Source organism: Pseudomonas sp. KU26590, assembly GCF_026153515.1.
GTDB lineage: Bacteria > Pseudomonadota > Gammaproteobacteria > Pseudomonadales > Pseudomonadaceae > Aquipseudomonas.
The window spans coordinates 1,701,371-1,721,444 of the sequence record NZ_CP110644.1 but is presented as its reverse complement, the minus strand read 5'-3'; the positions used below and the strand labels follow the sequence as shown (position 1 = coordinate 1,721,444).

Genomic DNA, 20,074 nt, shown 5'->3' with positions numbered 1-20,074 from the left:
CCTGATTGGGCCGCCGTTGAAGCGCTCTGAAACGATAGGGCCGTCCAACACCGGCCCAATAAAAAAAACAATGTCGAGGAAAACCAGATGCGCATCGTTCCCCACCTTCTGGGCGCAGCCATTGCTGCCGCTTTGATCACCACCCCTGTTTTCGCCGCCGAACTGACCGGCACTCTGAAGAAAATCAAAGAGTCCGGCACCATCACCCTCGGTCACCGCGACTCCTCCATTCCTTTTTCGTACATCGCTGATGCTTCCGGCGTGCCAGTGGGCTACTCCGCTGACATCCAGCTGAAGATCGTTGAAGCGATCAAGAAAGACCTGGACATGCCCGACCTGAAGGTCAAGTACAACCTGGTCACTTCCCAGACCCGTATCCCGCTGGTGCAGAACGGCACCGTCGACGTTGAATGCGGTTCGACCACCAACAACGCCGAGCGCGCCCAGCAAGTCGACTTCTCAGTCGGCATCTTCGAAATCGGCACCCGTCTGCTGAGCAAGGCTGACTCCTCTTACAAAGACTTCGACGACCTCAAAGGCAAGAACGTCGTGACCACGGCGGGCACCACGTCCGAGCGCATCCTCAAGTCGATGAACGCCGACAAGCAGATGGGCATGAACGTGATCTCGGCCAAGGACCACGGCGAGTCGTTCCAGATGCTGGAATCGGGCCGCGCCGTTGCCTTCATGATGGACGACGCCCTGCTCGCAGGCGAAATGGCCAAGGCCAAGAAGCCGACCGACTGGGCCGTTACCGGCACTCCTCAGTCCTACGAAATCTACGGTTGCATGGTTCGCAAGGAAGACCCTGCGTTCAAGAAAGCCGTGGACGACGCCATCGTTGCGACCTACAAATCGGGCGAGATCAACAAGATCTACGACAAGTGGTTCACCCAGCCGATTCCGCCAAAGGGCCTGAACCTGATGTTCCCGATGAGCGAACAGCTCAAAGCGCTGATCGCCAACCCGAACGACAAGCCGGCGCCGGACAAGAAGGCCTGAGTCCTTCGCTCCGCCATCCTGAAAACGTGAAAAGCCTGACTTCCGGAGACGCCCTGCGTTTCCGGAAGCCGCTAACTGGCGCGTGCGTGCATAACGATCGATAAGAGGGGAGACCCTGATGAATTACAACTGGGACTGGGGCGTGTTCTTCAAGTCCACGGGCGTCGGCAGCGAGACCTATCTGGACTGGTACATCACCGGGCTGGGCTGGACCATCGCCATTGCCGTCGTTGCCTGGATCATTGCGTTGCTGCTGGGCTCGGTGCTCGGTGTCATGCGCACGGTGCCAAACCGCATCGTTTCTTCAATCGCCGCGATTTACGTGGAAATTTTCCGTAACGTGCCACTGCTGGTGCAGCTGTTCATCTGGTACTTCCTGGTGCCGGATCTGCTGCCTGAAAACCTGCAGGAGTGGTACAAGCAAGACCTTAATCCGACGACCTCGGCGTTCCTGAGCGTTGTCGTGTGCCTGGGCCTGTTCACCGCCGCACGTGTCTGCGAACAGGTGCGCACCGGTATTCAGGCGCTGCCGGCAGGGCAGGAATCCGCCGCCCGCGCCATGGGTTTCAAGCTGCCGCAGATCTACTGGAACGTGCTGCTGCCCCAGGCGTACCGGATCATCATTCCGCCGCTTACTTCCGAATTCCTCAACGTCTTCAAGAACTCGTCCGTGGCGTCGCTGATCGGCCTGATGGAATTGCTCGCGCAGACCAAACAGACCGCCGAGTTTTCCGCGAACCTGTTCGAAGCCTTCACCCTGGCGACGCTGATCTACTTCACCCTGAACATGAGCCTGATGCTGCTCATGCGTCTGGTCGAGAAGAAAGTCGCAGTGCCGGGCCTGATCTCCGTGGGAGGTAAATAATGGACTTCTCTGGAGTGATTCCCGCTATTCCGGGCATGTGGAACGGCATGCTCATGACCCTGCAACTGATGGTCATGGGCATTGTGGGCGGCATCATCATCGGCACCATTCTGGCGCTGATGCGGTTGTCGTCCAACAAGCTGGCGTCACGTGTTGCCGGCGCCTACGTCAACTATTTCCGCTCGATCCCGCTGCTGCTGGTCATCACCTGGTTCTACCTGGCGGTGCCGTTCGTGCTGCGCTGGATCACCGGCGAAGACACGCCGATCGGCGCGTTCACCTCCTGCGTCGTGGCGTTCATGATGTTCGAGGCAGCCTACTTCTGTGAAATCGTACGGGCCGGCGTGCAGTCGATTTCCCGCGGTCAGATGGGCGCCGCTCAAGCGTTGGGCATGACCTACGGCCAGATGATGCGCCTGATCATCCTGCCCCAGGCGTTCCGCAAGATGACCCCGCTGCTGCTGCAGCAGAGCATCATCCTGTTTCAGGACACCTCGCTGGTCTACACGGTCGGTCTGGTCGACTTCCTCAACTCGGCACGCTCCAGCGGCGACATCATCGGGCGCTCCAACGAGTTCCTGATTGTCGCCGGTCTGGTGTACTTCACGATCAGTTTCGCCGCGTCGCGCCTGGTCAAGTTCATGCAAAAAAGGTTAGCCGTATGATTTCCATCAAAAATATCAACAAGTGGTATGGGGACTTCCAGGTGCTGACCGATTGCAGCACTGAGGTCAAAAAAGGCGAAGTGATTGTGGTCTGCGGCCCGTCGGGCTCGGGCAAGTCCACGCTGATCAAATGCGTCAACGCGCTGGAGCCGTTTCAGAAAGGCGACATCGTGGTCGATGGCACCTCGATCGCTGACCCGAAAACCAATCTGCCGAAACTGCGCTCGCGCGTCGGCATGGTGTTTCAGCATTTCGAGCTGTTTCCGCACCTGACCATCACCGAAAACCTGACCATCGCGCAGATCAAGGTGCTGGGCCGCAGCAAGGAAGAGGCCACCAAAAAAGGCCTGCAACTGCTCGAACGTGTCGGCCTGTCGGACCATGCCCACAAGCATCCGGGGCAACTGTCGGGCGGTCAGCAGCAGCGTGTGGCGATTGCCCGCGCGCTGGCGATGGACCCGGTGGTGATGCTGTTCGACGAACCAACCTCGGCGCTCGACCCGGAAATGGTCAACGAGGTGCTCGACGTGATGGTGCAACTGGCCCATGAAGGCATGACCATGATGTGCGTGACCCACGAAATGGGCTTCGCCCGCAAAGTGGCGGACCGAGTGATCTTCATGGACAAGGGCCAGATCGTCGAAGACTGCGAGAAGGAAGAGTTCTTCGGCGACGTCAACGCGCGTTCCGAGCGAGCTCAGCAGTTCCTCAACAAAATCCTGCAGCACTAAAAGCATTAGCCCTTCTAGGGCGTAAAAACCACCGGCCGCTCGATCATCAAAATGATGAAACGGGCGGCTGGTCGGTCCAGGACGACTGTGATGAAATGCGACCCCCCTCTCTACCGCGCCGCGCCGCCATCACTCGCCGTGAAACCCCGACTGATCCGCCATCTGTTCGTGCCGCCGCTGATCATCCTGCTGATGATTGCGCTGGGTTACGTCACGTATTTGTACAGCGAGAAGAACGCCATCAAGGCGCTGGGTGAAAACGGTCAGCGTCAGCTGGAGCTGCACGCGCGCACCGTCGAGAGCGAGATCAACAAGTACAACTACCTGCCCAGCGTGCTGGAGCTGGAATCCAATGTTTCCGACCTGCTCAACAACCCGTCTGCGGAGTTGCGCTCCAAGGTCAACGATTACCTCGAAGGCCTGAACCGGCGCAGCCGCAGTCGGGCCATCTATGTGCTGGACACCACCGGCCGGGTGCTGGCGACCAGCAACTGGCGAGACGCCGACAGTTATCTGGGTGAAGACCTGTCCTTTCGCGCTTATTATCAGGACGCGATTCGTGGTCTGCCGGGCCGCTTCTATGGCATCGGCAGCACCACCGGCGAACCGGGTTATTACCTGGCCCACGGGCTGGAAGAGAAAGGCAAGATCATCGGCGTCGCGGTGATCAAGGTCCGGCTTGAAGCCCTGGAAGAACGCTGGCAGCGCGCGCGTCTGGAAGCGTTTGTCAGCGACGAGAACGGCATCATCATCCTCTCCAGCGACCCGGCGCGACGGCTGAAATCAGTCCGCCCGCTGACCGCCGAGATCAAGGAGCGGCTGGCGCGCAGCCTGCAATATTACTGGTGGCCGCTGAACGAACTGGTGCCGCTGGAACGTGAATCGATCGCCGACGGGGTCGAGAAGTTGACCTTTCCTGCCAACACCAGCGTCGACCATGAGCACACCGTGGTGAGTTACCTGGCGCAGACCCGCGAACTGGCCGACACGCCCTGGCACCTGACCCTGCTGACGCCGCTGGAAGACCTGCGCCGTGAAGCCGCCAATCAGGGAATGCTCGTTGCCGTCGCCTGCGCACTGGTGGCGTTTCTGCTGATTGCCTGGAACGAGCGGCGCAAGGTGATTTCCACCCGCCTCGCCGCCCGTGAAGCGCTGGAGCAGGCGAACAACGAGCTGGAACGGCGCATCACCGACCGCACCGCCGACCTGCGCGCCAGCAACGAACGCCTGAAGGGCCAGATTCGTGAACGTCGCCAGGCCGAGGAAACCCTGCGTCAGGCCCAGGATGAATTGATCCAGGCCGGCAAACTCGCGGCCATCGGCCAGATGTCCACCAGCATCGCCCATGAACTGAATCAGCCACTGGCCGCACTGCGCACGTTGTCGGGCAACACCGTTCGGTTCCTCGAACGGGGCGCGCTGGACACAGCGAGTGCGAACCTGCGCACCATCAATGATCTGGTGGATCGCATGGGCCGCATCACCGCCAGCCTGCGCGCCTTCGCCCGACGTGGAGAAGACAAAGGTCAGGCGTCGCTGAGCAAGGCAGTCGACGCGGCGCTTCAATTGCTCGCGGCGCGTCTGGACAATGCGTCACTGGAGCTGCATCAGCAGATCGACGACGTTGAGTTGGCAATCGACCAAACCCGCCTTGAGCAGATTCTGGTCAACCTGATCGGCAACGCGCTGGACGCCATGCACGCACAGCCGCTGCCGACTCTGTGGCTGGAAGGTGACGTGTTCGACGGCCGCTATCGGTTGCGTGTGCGGGACAACGGCCACGGCATCGACGCCGAAGCGCGCAAGCATTTGTTTGAACCCTTCTTTACCACCAAGCCCGGCGAGCAGGGGCTCGGGTTGGGTTTGACGCTGTCCGCCAGCCTCGCCGCAGCGGCAGGCGGCACACTCAACGCTGAAGACCCGGCCGAGGGCGGCACGATGTTTGTGTTGGTGTTGCCTCTGGTTGATCGCGGGGCGGCGGGTGTATGAGAGATCAAACCATTCCCGGTCTCTGGGGGAGCGAGCTTGCTCGCGAAAGCAGAGGGGCAGTCACCTTGTTCACACCTGACACATCGCTTTCGCGGGCAAGCGCGCTCCTACAGGATTGCGCACTTCGGCCACGGAAATCCCTCGCGATGAACGCAACGCTGTCGTACTGGAATACACCATGAACACTGATCTGACAGTCCTCATCGTCGAAGATGACCCGCATGTCCTGCTCGGCTGCCAACAGGCGCTGGCGCTGGAAGACATTCATAGCCAGGGCGTGGGCAGTGCGGAAGAAGCGCTGGCGTTGGTCAGTGAGAACTTCGCCGGCATCGTCATCAGTGACATCCGCCTGCCGGGCATGGACGGGCTTGAGCTGCTCAAGCGCCTGAAAGAACGCGATCGGACCCTGCCCGTGGTGCTGATTACCGGCCATGGCGACGTGTCGATGGCCGTCGGTGCGATGCGCGATGGCGCCTACGATTTCATGGAAAAGCCCTTCTCCCCCGAGCGCCTGGTCGACGCCGCCCGTCGCGCCCTGGAGCAACGCGGGCTGGCACGGGAAGTGTGGTCGCTGCGTCGGCAGCTGGCCGAGCGCGATTCCCTGGAAGGCAAGATCATTGGCCGCTCCCAGGCGATGCAGAACCTGCGCGCGCTGATTGCCAACGTCGCGGACACCTCGGCCAACGTGCTGATCGAAGGTGAAACCGGCACCGGCAAGGAACTCGTCGCGCGCTGCCTGCACGACTTCAGCCGTCGCCATGACCACCAGTTTGTTGCACTGAACTGCGGCGGTCTGCCGGAAAGCCTGTTCGAAAGCGAGATCTTCGGTCACGAGGCCAATGCCTTCACCGGCGCCGGCAAACGCCGCATCGGCAAGATCGAGCACGCGCACAACGGCACGCTGTTTCTCGACGAAGTGGAAAGCATGCCGATCAACTTGCAGATCAAGCTGCTGCGGGTATTGCAGGAGCGCACGCTGGAGCGACTGGGTTCAAATCAAAGTGTGGCGGTGGATTGCCGAGTGATTGCGGCGACCAAGTCGGAGCTCAATGCGCTGAGCAAAGCGGGCCAGTTTCGCAGCGACCTGTATTACCGGCTGAACGTGGTGACCCTCGAACTGCCGCCCTTGCGCGAGCGCCGCGAAGACATCCTGCAGTTGTTCGAGCACTTCCTGCAGCAGTCCTCACTGCGCTTTGACCGTGAAGCGCCGCAGCTGGATGCGCAGACCCGCTCGGCGCTGCTGGCCCACGACTGGCCGGGCAATGTGCGCGAGCTGCGCAACGTCGCCGAGCGTTACGCGTTAGGCCTGCCGGCGTTCAAGACCGCCGGTGCGGAAGTGGCCACTCAACGCCTGGATTTCGCTGAGGCCGTGGAAGCGTTCGAGAAGAACCTGCTGAGCGAGGCGCTGCAGCGCAGCGGCGGGAATCTCAGCCAGGCCAGCCAGGAACTGGGCATGGCCAAGACCACGTTGTTCGACAAGGTAAAGAAGTACGGGTTGGGGTGAGCAGACTCGATGTTGTGGATACTGGCCGCAGACCGTAGGAGCGTGGCTTGTCCCGTGATCGGCTGCGCAGCAGCCGTAAAACCGGACGACTCGGTCCTTCCCGAGGAACCGCATTCAGCGGATTTGCTGCCGCTTCGCGCCAGATCGCGGGACAAGCCACGCTCCTACAGGTCATGCGATGGCGGGGATCATCAGGGTGCCAGGGGAAATTCGCTGCTGCCGACTAACTCATCCACTTCTGGCGCTGTCGGCGCAGTCGCCGGGCCCCAGCGGGTGACGGCGATGGCTGCGGCTGCATTGGCGCGCAATGCCGCTTGAGCAGCCGACAGCCCAGACGCCAATCCAGCCAGCAACACGCCTGCATGGGCGTCACCGGCGCCGTTGGTGTCGATGGCAGTGACCGGGAAGCCGCGGATGTGTCGGGCCTCGAAACCCTGACGAATCCAGCAGCCATTAGGCCCATCACGCACCACCAATAACGCGTCATCGCGCAGCCATTGCGCAAGCCTGCCGAGCGCCCCATCGATCGTCTCGCACCCGGTGAAGCGCAGCGCCTCTTCGGCATTGCTGGTCCACAGCGTAATCAGCGGCAAAACCGCCTGCATGCCGGACGCCTCCGGGGAATCGATCAGTGGCCCTGGATCAAACACCACGCCCGCCCCGGCCGGCAGCTGCACGAGCCAGTCCAGCAGCGTCGAAACCTTATTCTCGTGCAGCAAGCTGTAGCCGCTGACGAACACGTAATCCCCAGCTTGCACCTCGACGCCGCGCAGATCTTCAGCCGACAAACTGCCCTCGGCACCGACGTAGGAAATGAACGAGCGCTCGGCCGAAGGCTCGATAAGCGCCACCGACAGGCCAGTGTCCTGACCCGTCGACGCCGCAATCGCGATGTCGATACCTTCTGCCGCCATGGCCTGCCGCGCCAGATCGCCAAAACGCCCTGCGCCGTGGCGACCGAGGTACACCGTTGGCATGCCACTTCGTCGTGCGGCGGCCATCACGTTGAATCCCCCGCCGGTTTCGAAGGCCGCCGAGCGGGCGAGCACATCGCCGCCGGAGCGAGGCAAGGCGTCCAGCGCCATGACCAGATCGACCACGACCTGGCCGGTGTAGAGCAATCTAGCGGGCATGAACAACCTCTTGGGCAACAACACGACGGTCACGGGCGCCGCCCAGCAAAGCATACAGACCGCCCGCCACCACGAAGGTCACTATCCAGCCGAGCCCGTTATGGCCGAACCACGAGTCGGACAGCAAACCCTTGAAAATCACGTTCTCCGGCGTAGTCGCGACAGTGGTGAAACTGTAACCGAGCACGATGGCCAGGGCCCACGCACCCAGCGCACGCCACTCGATGCCGCCGCGGTACCAATAGGCGCTTCGCGACGAGACGTCCATCAAGTCAGCCGGTGAGTAGTAGTGGCGATGCATCAGGTCGACGATGAAGATCCCGACCCACGCAGTGATCGGCACCGCGAGCATTGAAATGAACGTGATGAACGGGCCGTAAAAACTGTCGGCGATCAGCATGAAGTAAATCGAGCCGGCGAAGATCGCCACGATGTCGACGATCACGGCGTGCACGCGCTTGATCTTCAGACCCAGCGTCAACGTGGTCAGGCCCGCCGAGTACACAGACAGATTGTTGGAGAGCAGCAGCCCGCCGAACGCTGTGATCAGGTACGGCACGGCCATCCAGGTCGGCAGCAGTTCGCGGATCGCGATGATCGGATCAGTGGCCGACGCCAGGTGGTCATTGCCTACCGACAGCAGCCCGCCCAAGGTGATCAGCAACACCAGCGGGATGCCCGCGCCGAAAGCGGCCGACGCCACCAGCCGCGTGGCCTTGACGCTGCGATGCTGATAGCGCGACATGTCGGCGCCCGCGTTGGCCCAGCCGATGCCGGTCCCCGCCGCCATGGTGCCGATGCCGATGATCATCGCGCTCACCGGTGCAGGCGCGGCATTGAACACGGCGGCCCAGTCGATGTGCGCGATCAGGAACCCGCCGACGATGACGTTCAGCGCGCCAAATATGTACGTCGCCCATTTCTGGATGACCAGCAAGGTGGCGTGGCCAAGGCCGGAAACGGTCAGCGTCATCAGCACGAAAATGGCGATGAACACGAGGGTCAGGCCCGGCGCACTCTTGGCCTCCACCGGCGTAGCGAAGAGGATCGAGCACAGCGACAGCAGTACGAAAGCGGCGGTCGTGGTGTTCACGGTTTCCCAGCCCAGACGCGACATCAGCGAAACAATGGTCGGACCAATATTCCCGCGCACCCCGAAAATCGCCCGCGACAGCGTAAGACTCGGCGCCCTGCCCCGCCGGCCGGCAATGGAAATGACCCCCACCACCGCAAAAGAACCGGCCGCGCCGAGAATCGCCACGATGATCGCCTGCCCGATCGACAGTCCGCGAAAGGCCACGAGCGTCGCCCCCAGCGGCAGACCGAGGATGCTGATATTGGCCGCGAACCACACCCAGAAAAGCTGCAACGGGTGGCCGTTGCATTCGTTTTCCGGAACCGGTTCGATGCCGCGTGTTTCAAGTTGACCTGCGCCTTGAGCGGCGTTGGATGACGTCATGTGAATGCTCCTGTGCCATTTGTTCTGGTTGTGGGCAGTGCGCAAAGCAAACGACATCCGTGTCAGCATGGGCTTTTGCAGGCTGCAAAAACCCTGACTCGCCGCTGCATAGAGCCGCGAGGTAGGTCTTGTTTTTTATACGGGCTGGCGTCGGTCGGGTCAGACCCCGCGCAGGGACAGCAGCTGCTCGACCACGGGATGAAGGTCGAGTCCGTTGACGGTCTGGATCTGTTTGATCAGCGACCCGGGCCAGGCGCCCATGCCTTCGCAGGCACCGAGCATCGCCCCGAGAATGGCAGCGATGGTGTCGGTGTCGCCGCCCAGACTCGCGGCCATGCACAGCGCATCGAATGCCGACAACTGCCCGCGGGCCACGTGATGCGCGAGCGCGAACGCGGCGACAACCGATTCCTGGGAGGCGACGGACGTGCCGATCACGTCATAAATCAATTCGGGCAGTTGTTCGTTGCTGCAGTCGGCGCACATCTGTTTAGCCCAATGGATTCGGGCGGCAATGCGACCGCCAGCGATCCAGTAACCGAATAGCTCTGCTTGCTGGGCGATGCGCGCGCCGACGTCGAGTGCTTCGCCCAGACTGGCACCGCTGATGCCCGCCGAGACAACCGCCGCGACCGCCGCTGCGCTGGAGATGCCGAGATTGGTGTTGTGGGTGACCTGGCAGGCCTGCTTGACCGCCTCGATGAGGCGCGCTTCTTTGCGCACATCGAAGGCAAGGCCCACCGGCGTAATGCGCATGGCGGCGCCATTGGTGGTACCAAAACGCCCGGATTCTTCAGGACTGTGCCCGGCCAGAATCATCTCGATGGCGCGTTTGGTCGAGGGACCCAGCAAGTCTTGCGAACCCTTGGCCTGCATTACCGCTTCCCAGTCGATCAGGCTCTGCGCCAGATCCGAAGGCTCGATGCGCCCTCCTCCAACGACCAGCAATTCAGCGACCAGGACCGCTTGTTCGGTGTCATCGGTGATCGATCCGGCGGGCATGTTCGGCGCAATCGGCTGATCGGCACCGGCGGCCTGCAGCGTGGTGATGCGGACGAATCGCTGCCTGATCTGCTCGCGACTCAGGGACTGCGTCGGCATCCCCAATGCATCGCCCAGCGCCAGTCCGTAGAAAGCGCCCAAGCCTCGGTCGCAGGTGTCGATCAGTGCGGTCATGTGGACGATCCAAAAGCCAGATGCAGACGAAAATGCACGGGGTCCAGAAGACTTTCCACGTGCTCCATGAAACGTTCGCGGCGATCAAACGTGGTACGCGTCGCCTTGAGGAACACCGAGCCCGGCTGGCGCAACATCATCGCCGCGTCGTCGTTGCTCAGGGGCTCGGCGCCGATCCACTGATCGCCGCGATCACCGACATAGCCGTGGGCGGCCAGCGTCACAGTCAGCGAGTCCTCCATCAGTCCGTCGCGGGGCAGATTTTCCAGGCCATCGCAGGCCGGAATCAGCACGCGCTCCAGGGAAACCACGCTGCCGTCGCCTGCCGTTCGACGGCGATCCAGCGCGATGAACTCGGCCGTGCCAAACCGGCCCGCCAGATCAGGCCGTTGCACCGCCACTAAACGCAGAATTTCGGTGCTGACCTTGGCCCCCGTGTCGGCCAGGGCCTGGGCCCAACCGGCGCGCTGATCCAGCGAGATGCCGTCGTAGGTGACAATCGAGCCCACGCCGGTTTGCGTGGCGATGTAGTTACGTCGCTTGAGCTCAGACAGCGCCTCGCGCAGCGTGCCACGGCTGACATTGAATTCCTGAGCGAGCAGATTCTCGCCGGGTAACAACTCGCCCGAGCCCATCTGGCCAGTCTCAATGCGTCGAGCCAGCTCATCCACCACGCGTTTTTTCTTGTCGAATCGAACCTGTCTAATCATGTACAAATTGATATCCGAAAGTGGCTGGGTGGAGCAAGTGTTTTTTGAAAAGCAATGGACGATGCGTAACAGCAGATGACGACCGAAGGCGCACAGCCATGAGAGCCGTCCGGGGTGCAAAAACCCCGGAACGACCGCCAGCGGGCTAAGGGTCAGGGCCTGATGCCCATGTCAGCCGACCGGATGAACCACACTCGATTCTTCGCCCACGATCTGACGAATGGCGCTGACGAACACGTCAACGGGTTGCCCACCGGAGACGGCGTACTGTTCATTGAAGACGATCGTCGGTACCGAACTCACGCCCCGCGACACCCACAATTGTTCGAGTTCGCGAACTTCGCTGGCGTATTGGTCGCTGCTCAGCACGGCTTCGGCGCGCACCCGGTCCAGGCCCACTTTCTGCGCGACATCCGCCAGCACCTGGTGGCTGGATACGTTGGCGTGCTGGCTGAAATACGCCGTGAACAGCGCCTCTTTCAGTGCGTGTTGCTTGCCTTCCAGCCCGGCCCAGTGCAGCAGTCGATGGGCGTCGAAAGTGTTGAAAATACGTCGCTCGCCCTGCTTGAAAACGAACCCGAGCTCAGCGCCGCGCTCGCGGATATTCTCGGCATTGGCCTGAAATTGCTCGTGCGTCGAGCCGTACTTTTCGGCGATGTGCTCGAAGATGTCCTGACCTTCCGGTGGCATCTGCGGGTTGAGTTCGAAGGGCTGGAAGTGGATGTCAGCCTGGACTTCATCGCCCAGATGCTCGAGCGCCTGGTCCAGCGCGCGCAGGCCGACGATGCACCAGGGGCAGGACACGTCGGAGATGAAGTCAATTTTCAGGGGAATGCTCATGGCAGCCTCGTGCGAGAGAGGAAAGGCTGCACGATACGCCGATCACGCCTGGGCTCAAACCCTACACCGGCGCGCCTGTCCTCAATGGGCGAGCTAAGCCCGCCGCTTCATCAGAGCTGCGCGACGTGGGAAGCGTCTTCGCGATGCTCGCGCAAATAGGGCAACACCGCCGCCAGCAACGGGGCCTTGAAGGCTTCCTGAAAACGGTGGGCCAGGCCGGGAATGAGCTTCAACTGGCTGCCTTGGATGTGCGCAGCCACATGAATGCCGTGCATCACCGGCAGCAGCGGATCCGCTGTGCCGTGGACGACCAACGTGGGCACCCGCAGACGATTCAACAGCTCCACGCGGCTGGGTTCGGCCAGGATGGCCAGAATCTGCCTTTTCACGCCTTCAGGATTGAACGCTCGGTCGTAGGAAACCGCCGCCTGATGCAACAGCATCTGCCGATCATCCTTGACCTCAGGGCTGCCCAGCGCAGCCAGCAAATCAGCCTGCTGCTCGAGCGCGGTCTGCCGGTCCGGTGCGCCGCGACGCGCCAGCAGTTGCAACAACGCCGGGCTGGGCATCGGCAGGCCGGGCGCGCCGGAGCTGGTCATGATCAGCGTGAGGCTCTCCACGCGCTTGGGCGCCATGTCCGCCAGATGCTGCGCAATCATGCCGCCCATGCTCGCCCCCAACACATGGAATTGCTGCACATGGAGCGCGTCCATCAGGCCCAACGCATCCTGAGCCATGTCGGTCAGCGAATACGGCGCCGACACCGGCAGGCCGATTTTGTAGCGCAGCACTTCGTAGGTCAGGTTGGGACTCGGCGGCGCCTGGACCCAAGTCGACAACCCGACATCCCGGTTGTCGTAGCGAATGACGCGAAAGCCCTGCTGGCACAGCGCGACGACGACTTCGTCCGGCCAGTGGATCAGTTGCCCGCCAAGCCCCATGACCAACAGCAGCGCCGGATCGGAATCACGGCCGATGCTCTGGTACGCCAGGTGCACGTCATCGAGCTCGGCCACTTGCGTGGGAACGTCAACATCGCATCGAGAGGCCGCAAAAGACGGCAGGCTGCACAAGAGCGCAGCCAGAAAAAGTAAAACCCGCATGGAAAAACACCGACACACAGAACCCCAGTAGGCCGCGAGTCTGATGAAGTTTGCTCAAGCGCGCTGCCACAGTTGCGTGACAGTTTGATGAAGAGGGCTGAGCGGTAGCAAAACGGTCATCTGGACCTGCATTCACGCTGCCGCTGTTGCCGGCGTGCTGATCGAATCTGCGACCCAGAGGTTATCGGCGAAACGCAGTTGAGCCTCTTTTACCACCTCAAGGGCGGCTTCACCGTCAGCGCCAGCAGGGTCAAGTTCGCCAACTACACCCAGCGACAGCACCTTGTAGGTCGGCAGGCGGTCCAGCACCAGTGGCATTTGTTCTGGCGCACTCAGCACATCTACGTGCAGACCCTGCACGGGCAGGCACACCGCGAGTCCAAGGTTGCTGCCCAGTCCAAGGCCGCCGCAGGAGACCGCGAGCAATTTTTTCAACGGAGAATATTGCAGGGCGTGGTAAGCGCGCTCGAAGGCATTTTTCCAGTCCTGCGGCAGGTCGAGGGTCAGGATCGGCTCGTCGATCTGCACCCACTCGATGCCCTTGCCCGCCAGCCGCCCGAGGATCTCGCCGTAAACCGGCAGCAGACGATCGAGCAGGTCGAGTTTGTCGAAACCCTCACCCTCAGCTTGCCCCAGCCACAAGTACGTCAACGGGCCGATGATCTGCGGGCGGATCGTCTGGCCTAGCGCTCGCGCTTCGTCGACCTCATCGAACAATGGCGCCCAGCTCAGTTTGAAGCGCTGGTCATGGGTGAACGTCGGCACCGAATCCACCTCAACGCCGTCACCGAGGGTTTCGAGGATGTGCTTGAAGCCCCTGGCCACGCCGATGTGAGGAAAATTCGAGTTGTTGACCAGGCCCATGCTGACTGCTCCATTCAAAAGATGGCGCCATTGTCGACACTTACCCTTACATGAGACAAACTCATTAAATTCGTGTTGATCACAAAATTTACTCATGGAGCGCCGTCGGTGCTGGAAATTCGTCACCTGAAAACCCTGCATGCTTTACGCGAAGCAGACAGCCTTGTTGACGCCGCTGACCGCCTGCATCTGACGCAGTCGGCGCTGTCGCACCAGTTCAAGGAGCTGGAAGAACGCATGGGCATGCCGCTGTTCGTGCGCAAGACCAAACCGGTGCGGTTCACCAGCGCGGGTCTGCGCCTGTTGCAACTGGCCGACTCGGTATTGCCGCAGCTGCGTCACGCCGAGCGCGATATCTCGCGGCTCGCCGGCGGTGTCGCCGGGCGTCTGCACATGGCCATCGAATGCCACAGCTGTTTTCAGTGGCTGATGCCGACGATCGACCAGTTCCGCGATGCGTGGCCGGAGGTGGAGCTTGATCTGGCCTCGGGTTTCGCCTTCGCGCCCCTGCCCGCCCTGGCCCGTGGCGATCTGGATCTGGTGGTGACCTCGGACCCTCTGGAACTGGCAGGCATTACCTATGTGCCGCTGTTCACCTACGAGGCGATGCTCGCGGTCGCCAATCAGCATCCGCTGGCGGCCAGGCCTTATGTGGTGCCGGAAGATCTGATCAATGAGACGCTGATCACCTACCCCGTCGAGCGCGACCGCCTGGACATCTTCACGCGTTTTCTCGAGCCGGCCGACATCGAACCGGCGCAGGTGCGCACGTCCGAGCTGACGGTGATGATGATGCAACTGGTCGCCAGCGGCCGCGGCGTTTGTGGGATGCCCCACTGGGCGCTGCATGAATACAGCTCACGCGGGTACGTGAAGGGCAAGCGGCTGGGGGAGAAAGGATTGTTCGCCACGCTGTACGCGGCAATTCGCGCAGACATGCTGGACGCGCCCTACATGCGCGACTTTTTGCTGACGGCAAAGGACACGTCATTTTCGACGCTGGACGGGGTGAGCGCGGTTCGTTAAGGGCCGTGCAATCGGCAAATTGTAGGAGCGCGCTTGCCCGCGAAAGATTTTGCCTGCAACACATCGGTCGCCTGAGCCACCGCCTTCGCGGGCAAGCGCGCTCCTACAATGGGGCGTGGCTTACCGACGATCCACATTGGGCGCAAAACTTGTGGAAACCGGCTTGCTGGCGAATGCAGTGGCGCAGACGCTGCACTGTCGTGAGACCCGCCGGGCTCGCCAGCAATCTGGTATCTACGAATTGCGTGTACGCCACAGATCGTGGGCGTTATCGAGATCATTGTAGGAGCGCGCTTGCCCGCGAAAAGGGTCATGTACAACCCACCTTCATGGCCTGATAAATCCATTCGCGGGCAAGCGCGCTCCTACCGTTGATGGTGTCGAACTCAGGGCCTCGCCAGGCTTCGATAGAGCGGCAATATCGAGTCCCGTGTCAGCGGCGCCAAGTGCATCTGGTCGATATTCGCACCATCGACCCACACCGCCTCTTCGATCTCCGCTGCCGGTGTGACCGGGTCCTCGACATGGACGCCATACAGCTGGCAGTTCACTTCGAAGCCCGGTTCGTTCGCCGCCACGGCCGAAAACTCACCCAGGAAACGCGCTTGCTCCGGCGCGATGACCAGGCCCAATTCTTCGTTGAGCTCCCGGGCCAGCGCATCGAGGGCCGACTCGCCTGGGTCGATTTTGCCGCCCGGCTGCATAAACGCTTCGGTCCCGCGCTTGCGCACCAGCAGTGTCTTCCCGTCAGCACGGGTCAGCAGCGCGGCGGCGATACGGAGCGTTTTCACCTTCACAGCACCACCTCGGTCTTCAGCGCCCGGGTTTCTTCAGCACGTTCCAGCGCCAGGGTGATCAACCGGTCGATCAGCTCGGCGTAGCTCAACCCGCTCGCCTGCCAAAGTTTCGGATACATGCTGATGGAGGTGAACCCGGGGAGCGTGTTGACCTCGTTGATGATGATTTCCCGCGCCTCGGTGACAAAGAAATCCACCCGCGCCAACCCGGCGCAGCCCAGCACGCGATAGGCCTGCAGCGCCACCTCACGTACGGCCTCGCTCATGTCGTCGGGCAACTGCGCGGGGATGGCGATGCGCGCCTGACCGTCGTTCAGGTACTTGGTGTCGTACGCATAAAACGCGTCATTGGCCACGACCTCACCGCACACACTCACCTTCGGCTCGTGATTACCCAGCACGGCGCATTCCACCTCACGACCGACGATGCCCTGCTCGATCAGCACCTTGTTGTCGTAGTCGAAGGCCAGTTTCAGCGCAGCGGCATAACCGGCTTCGTCGACGACCTTGCTCACGCCAACTGACGATCCCTGACACGCCGGCTTTACGAAAAGCGGCAGGCCCAGCTGCGCAGAAACGCTGACGAAGTCCACCGTCTTGCCACGGTGAAGGACCACGAACGGCGCGACCGAAATCCCGGCGTCGCGCAGCAGCCGCTTGGTGACGTCCTTGTCCATGCACGCCGCCGAGCTGAGCACATCAGGGCCCACGAACGGAATATCTAGCAGACGCAGCATGCCTTGCAGGCAGCCGTCTTCCCCGAAGCTGCCGTGGATCAGCGGGAACACCACGTCGATGCGCGGCACCTCTGCGCCGGTCTGCACCTCCACGAACTGCGGCCCGCTGGCGCCCGGCATCAGCGAAAGCAAACGGCCGGATTCACTGAGCTTGATGTGCGCAGGGTCGGTGGGGTTCTGCAGGTAATCCTGCTCGTCGAAGCGCAGCCAGTGGCCCTGCTTGTCGACGCCAATGAGGGTGATGGAAAAGTTGTTGCGATCAATCGCGTTGATCACGTTGCGCGCCGATTGCAACGACACTTCATGCTCGGAGGATTGCCCACCGAAAACGATGGCGACTGACTTTTTCAAAGGGGGATGCTCCTGAATTTCAGGTCGCAGAGCTAAAAGCAATTTGGCCCGATAGTCCAGTGCCAAGGTAGCGTGCGAGGCGGAATACAGGAAAAACCGGCAAAAAAATCCCGCGCCCGGGTGATCGACTGTCGATACCCGGAGCGCGGGAGGTGCCGCTGTCATTCCTCTTTCTTGGCGCCGGAGCCGAAGGTGGCGAAGCGCTTGTTGAAGCCGGCGATACGGCCTTCGGTGGTGGTCTTGCGCTGTTGGCCGGTGTACATGGGATGCGACGCGCTGGACACGTCGAGGGCAACGTAAGGGTAGGTGTTGCCGTCCACGTGAGTGTGCGTGCGGTCGGTGTCAACCGTGGAGCCGATCAGGAAAAACACATCGGCAGCGGTGTCGTGGAACAGCACTTTACGGTAGTCGGGATGGATGTCGGCTTTCATGGTGATTCTCCAGAATGTAAGCAATCATGTAATACGTTATACAGTATCATTTTGACGAAGTTCAATCAGAAACGATTTTGTAACCGTTACAACTTTCGGCTTTTCCCCCGCCTCCCCTGCCGCTAACGTTCGCGCCTCTGACGACCCCAGCCCGGTCCTCAACGGGAACGGAATGAACAACAACACCAGGAGGTAGTGCCATGCACTTGATCGATCGATACGAAATGAGCGTCCCAGGACACATGAAGCTGATTGACGCCCGCAGCGCGTTGAATCATCTGCAGCGTCTGGTCGAGGCAACCGACGGCAAGCCTGACGCCGAGCAACTCGTCAGCCTGCTCGCAACGATCGTGGAGGCTTTTCACGAAGCCGCTGACGACGTAATGCCCGTCAATGACCACGACGTGTTCATGCGTCAGGCGTGCGAGTGGAACTACATCGGGTTGTCTCCCAAAGAGAGCGAAGTGCTCCACGAGATCCGCTGCTGCAACGACGATGGCAAAGAAGACATCTATCGAATGATCAGCGAAACGCTGGACCGCAAGCCGATGCTGATGCCGGAAGCTCAGTAATCCAGGGTTGTATTCAGAAGCTGCGCGCAAAATAAGGGCGCCTGTGAACAGCGCCCTGCCGGGATGCTCGTCGTAACAAATGCCGGTTACACGCCAACCTGACGATGTCACACGGATGAGATCGATTGAAAGCGTGCAGCCGCCGTCGACCAGTCGATCTCGGACTGCTCTACGGCCCACAAGCCAGTACGCCAGGCTCCCCCGACTGCGCCATTGTATTTTCGTTTATTTCGAATAACATCATCAGTCCTTGCCCAAAGCGCTGGTACACCGACATGAATACATCCACTGCGTCAGCCTTTCCCGAAGCCCGAGAGGTCGCGGCCGCCGTACAGGGGCAACGCGATCTGGCGGCCTATCTCACGACCCGGACCGACACTCAGCGAATCGAAATCTACGATGCCGAGAACAAGGCACACACCGTCGACTTGCCCACCAGCGCACTTCGGCTGTTGGTCGATATTCTCGGCGAACTGGCCTTGGGCAACTCCGTCAAGGTGGTCCCGGTTCATGCCGAACTGACGACCCAGGAAGCCGCTGATCTGCTCAATGTCTCCAGACCGCACCTGGTCAAGTTGCTTGAACAAGGCGCTCTTCCTTACTTCAAAACGGGTCGCCACCGCAGGGTGTTGTTCTCTGACCTGATGGCGTTCAAGGGCAAACGCGACGACGCCAGCCGTAAAGCCATGGATGATTTGTCCCAGCTTTCAGAAGAGCTGTAGCGAGACATCCTGCAACACCCGCCCTTTGCTTTTACCCCGCAAACCCGCCACCCTGCGCGCCGCCGATCAGACCCTGCTGACGGCAGGAACCACGGCCCCACTGGCCCCTCTTCTATAAAAACCTTTGCAAGGCCCACCGTCATGACGAACGGACGCGACCCTCGGATCGACTTCTTTCGGGGTCTGGCGCTGATCTTCATTTATTGGGATCACGTGCCGGACAACCCTTTCGCGCAACTGACGCTGCGCAATTTTGGTTTCAGCGACGCGGCTGAGGTGTTCGTTTTTCTCGCGGGCTATGCCGCTGTCCTCGCTTATGGCCGGGTGGCGCAGCGTGACGGTTATGTCGTGGCTTGCCTGCGTATCCTGCGGCGCACGTGGGTGCTGTACGTCGCGCACATCTTTTTGCTGACGCTGCTAATGGGCATCGTCTTTGTCGCCAATAATCACGTCGAAACCCGCGACATGGTCCGGGAGATGGGTCTGGAGTATTTCGTCGGCAACCCGCAGCAGGCGCTGGCCGATGAACTGTTGCTGCGCTTCAAACCCAACCTCACCGACCCGCTGCCGTTGTATATCCTGCTGATGGGCGCACTGCCGCTGATTCTGCCGATCCTGCTGCGCAACGCGGCGCTGGCGATCGGCCTGTCGATCGCGCTGTACATGATGGTGCCGCTGCTTGGCTGGAACCTGCGCGCCTACGAAGGCGGCGGTTACTGGTATTTCAATCCGGTCGCCTGGCAATTGATCTTCGTGCTCGGCGGGGCCTTTGCCTTGCACACCCAACAGGCGCCAATCGCAAAGGTCCCTGCTCGCCCGCTTTGGCAACAGCCGATGTTCCTCGTCGCTGCGACCTACCTGCTGCTGGCGGGAATCATCACCGTGCTGTGGAAATTCCCCGACGTGCATGACGCGCTCTTGCCTACAGCACTCACCAAATTGATCTACCCGATCAGCAAGACCGACCTGTCGCTAGTGCGCCTGCTGCATTTCCTTGCGCTGGTGTATGTCGTCGCGAAAATGCTGCCGACATCGGTGACCTGGCTAGACAACTGGCCCGCCCAGCAGACTTGCCGGATGGGGCGGTATTCGCTGGAGATCTTCTGCCTCGGCGTGCTCCTCGCCCCGCTGGCCGACATGGCGAACGCGCTGGCGGACGATGCCTGGCAGATGCGCGTGATCACCGCGTTGCTCGGTCTGGGATTGATGCTGCTGTTGTCGAACTGGCTGGAGTTTAACAAGCGGTTGGGCAGCCCGAAGGCGGCGCGGGTGGTGGAGGTTTGATGGAGTCCATTGTGATTCGGGACTAAGGCTGCACATCGGAAAGATCCCACGCCCCAGCGTACAAAATCTCCCCCGCGCCCACCAACGTCTACGCTTGTATCAAGTGCGATGTG

At 61.2% G+C, this 20,074-nt stretch carries 19 protein-coding genes and 1 pseudogene; 10 read left to right on the top strand and 10 right to left on the bottom strand.

Annotated elements, in window-relative coordinates:
• Nucleotides 1–87: 87 nt before the first annotated feature.
• The 6 genes from OKW98_RS07765 (at nucleotide 88) to OKW98_RS07740 (ending at nucleotide 6,756) form a co-directional block, all read left to right on the top strand.
• On the top strand, nucleotides 88–1,002 hold the full coding sequence (locus tag OKW98_RS07765) for a glutamate/aspartate ABC transporter substrate-binding protein (RefSeq protein WP_265388649.1): 915 nt from the start codon (nucleotides 88–90) through the stop codon (nucleotides 1,000–1,002).
• 118 nt (nucleotides 1,003–1,120) lie between these two features.
• A complete protein-coding gene (locus tag OKW98_RS07760) occupies nucleotides 1,121–1,867 on the top strand; it encodes an amino acid ABC transporter permease (RefSeq protein ID WP_265388648.1) in 747 nt (248 codons plus the stop codon).
• The gene (locus OKW98_RS07755; protein WP_265389672.1) at nucleotides 1,864–2,532 is read left to right on the top strand and encodes an amino acid ABC transporter permease; all 669 of its coding nucleotides are present in this window, start codon (nucleotides 1,864–1,866) and stop codon (nucleotides 2,530–2,532) included. Before OKW98_RS07760 ends, OKW98_RS07755 begins: the two co-directional genes overlap by 4 nt.
• Nucleotides 2,529–3,263 (top strand): amino acid ABC transporter ATP-binding protein, encoded by a 735-nt coding sequence (locus OKW98_RS07750; protein ID WP_065992531.1) that lies wholly within the window; start codon nucleotides 2,529–2,531, stop codon nucleotides 3,261–3,263. Before OKW98_RS07755 ends, OKW98_RS07750 begins: the two co-directional genes overlap by 4 nt.
• A 90-nt stretch (nucleotides 3,264–3,353) precedes the next feature.
• The gene (locus OKW98_RS07745; RefSeq protein WP_265388647.1) at nucleotides 3,354–5,252 is read left to right on the top strand and encodes a sensor histidine kinase; all 1,899 of its coding nucleotides are present in this window, start codon (nucleotides 3,354–3,356) and stop codon (nucleotides 5,250–5,252) included.
• A gap of 226 nt (nucleotides 5,253–5,478) precedes the next feature.
• The gene (locus OKW98_RS07740; protein WP_265389671.1) at nucleotides 5,479–6,756 is read left to right on the top strand and encodes a sigma-54-dependent transcriptional regulator; all 1,278 of its coding nucleotides are present in this window, start codon (nucleotides 5,479–5,481) and stop codon (nucleotides 6,754–6,756) included.
• 191 nt (nucleotides 6,757–6,947) lie between these two features.
• Here OKW98_RS07740 and OKW98_RS07735 read toward each other — a convergent pair whose 3' ends face one another.
• The 7 genes and pseudogenes from OKW98_RS07735 to OKW98_RS07705 form a co-directional block, all read right to left on the bottom strand.
• Nucleotides 6,948–7,889 carry a PfkB family carbohydrate kinase gene (locus OKW98_RS07735; RefSeq protein WP_265388646.1) on the bottom strand — a complete coding sequence of 314 codons (942 nt, stop codon included), beginning with the start codon at nucleotides 7,887–7,889 and terminating at the stop codon, nucleotides 6,948–6,950.
• Nucleotides 7,879–9,348 (bottom strand): purine-cytosine permease family protein, encoded by a 1,470-nt coding sequence (locus OKW98_RS07730; RefSeq protein WP_265388645.1) that lies wholly within the window; start codon nucleotides 9,346–9,348, stop codon nucleotides 7,879–7,881. The genes OKW98_RS07735 and OKW98_RS07730 overlap by 11 nt, the downstream gene beginning before the upstream one ends.
• 159 nt (nucleotides 9,349–9,507) lie before the next feature.
• Nucleotides 9,508–10,524 carry an ADP-ribosylglycohydrolase family protein gene (locus tag OKW98_RS07725; RefSeq protein WP_265388644.1) on the bottom strand — a complete coding sequence of 339 codons (1,017 nt, stop codon included), beginning with the start codon at nucleotides 10,522–10,524 and terminating at the stop codon, nucleotides 9,508–9,510.
• A complete protein-coding gene (locus OKW98_RS07720; RefSeq protein ID WP_265388643.1) occupies nucleotides 10,521–11,234 on the bottom strand; it encodes a GntR family transcriptional regulator in 714 nt (237 codons plus the stop codon). The genes OKW98_RS07725 and OKW98_RS07720 overlap by 4 nt, the downstream gene beginning before the upstream one ends.
• A gap of 171 nt (nucleotides 11,235–11,405) precedes the next feature.
• Nucleotides 11,406–12,074, bottom strand: coding sequence for a DsbA family oxidoreductase (locus tag OKW98_RS07715; RefSeq protein ID WP_265388642.1), 669 nt, complete (start codon nucleotides 12,072–12,074; stop codon nucleotides 11,406–11,408).
• Nucleotides 12,075–12,184: 110 nt separating this feature from the next.
• Nucleotides 12,185–13,177 (bottom strand): alpha/beta fold hydrolase, encoded by a 993-nt coding sequence (locus OKW98_RS07710; protein ID WP_265388641.1) that lies wholly within the window; start codon nucleotides 13,175–13,177, stop codon nucleotides 12,185–12,187.
• 156 nt (nucleotides 13,178–13,333) lie between these two features.
• Nucleotides 13,334–13,942, bottom strand: a pseudogene (locus OKW98_RS07705) (5-methyltetrahydropteroyltriglutamate--homocysteine S-methyltransferase); the annotation flags it as partial.
• A gap of 207 nt (nucleotides 13,943–14,149) precedes the next feature.
• On the opposite strand from OKW98_RS07705, the gene metR reads away from it, so the two are divergent.
• The gene (gene metR / locus OKW98_RS07700; RefSeq protein WP_065992512.1) at nucleotides 14,150–15,067 is read left to right on the top strand and encodes a transcriptional regulator MetR; all 918 of its coding nucleotides are present in this window, start codon (nucleotides 14,150–14,152) and stop codon (nucleotides 15,065–15,067) included.
• 386 nt (nucleotides 15,068–15,453) lie between these two features.
• Here metR and OKW98_RS07695 read toward each other — a convergent pair whose 3' ends face one another.
• From OKW98_RS07695 to OKW98_RS07685, 3 genes are all read right to left on the bottom strand, one after another.
• Nucleotides 15,454–15,858 (bottom strand): NUDIX hydrolase, encoded by a 405-nt coding sequence (locus tag OKW98_RS07695; RefSeq protein ID WP_265388640.1) that lies wholly within the window; start codon nucleotides 15,856–15,858, stop codon nucleotides 15,454–15,456.
• Between the two features lie 2 nt (nucleotides 15,859–15,860).
• Nucleotides 15,861–16,952, bottom strand: a complete 1,092-nt coding sequence (gene ddlA, locus OKW98_RS07690) for a D-alanine--D-alanine ligase (protein ID WP_265388639.1) — start codon at nucleotides 16,950–16,952, stop codon at nucleotides 15,861–15,863.
• Nucleotides 16,953–17,113: 161 nt separating this feature from the next.
• Nucleotides 17,114–17,383, bottom strand: a complete 270-nt coding sequence (locus tag OKW98_RS07685) for a type B 50S ribosomal protein L31 (protein WP_265388638.1) — start codon at nucleotides 17,381–17,383, stop codon at nucleotides 17,114–17,116.
• Nucleotides 17,384–17,583: 200 nt separating this feature from the next.
• Here OKW98_RS07685 and OKW98_RS07680 point away from each other — a divergent pair, with 200 nt between their 5' ends.
• From OKW98_RS07680 to OKW98_RS07670, 3 genes are all read left to right on the top strand, one after another.
• On the top strand, nucleotides 17,584–17,955 hold the full coding sequence (locus OKW98_RS07680; protein WP_265388637.1) for a hypothetical protein: 372 nt from the start codon (nucleotides 17,584–17,586) through the stop codon (nucleotides 17,953–17,955).
• Between the two features lie 275 nt (nucleotides 17,956–18,230).
• Nucleotides 18,231–18,677 (top strand): helix-turn-helix domain-containing protein, encoded by a 447-nt coding sequence (locus OKW98_RS07675; protein WP_265388636.1) that lies wholly within the window; start codon nucleotides 18,231–18,233, stop codon nucleotides 18,675–18,677.
• A 141-nt stretch (nucleotides 18,678–18,818) separates the two neighbouring features.
• A complete protein-coding gene (locus tag OKW98_RS07670) occupies nucleotides 18,819–19,961 on the top strand; it encodes an OpgC domain-containing protein (RefSeq protein ID WP_265388635.1) in 1,143 nt (380 codons plus the stop codon).
• Nucleotides 19,962–20,074: the final 113 nt, after the last annotated feature.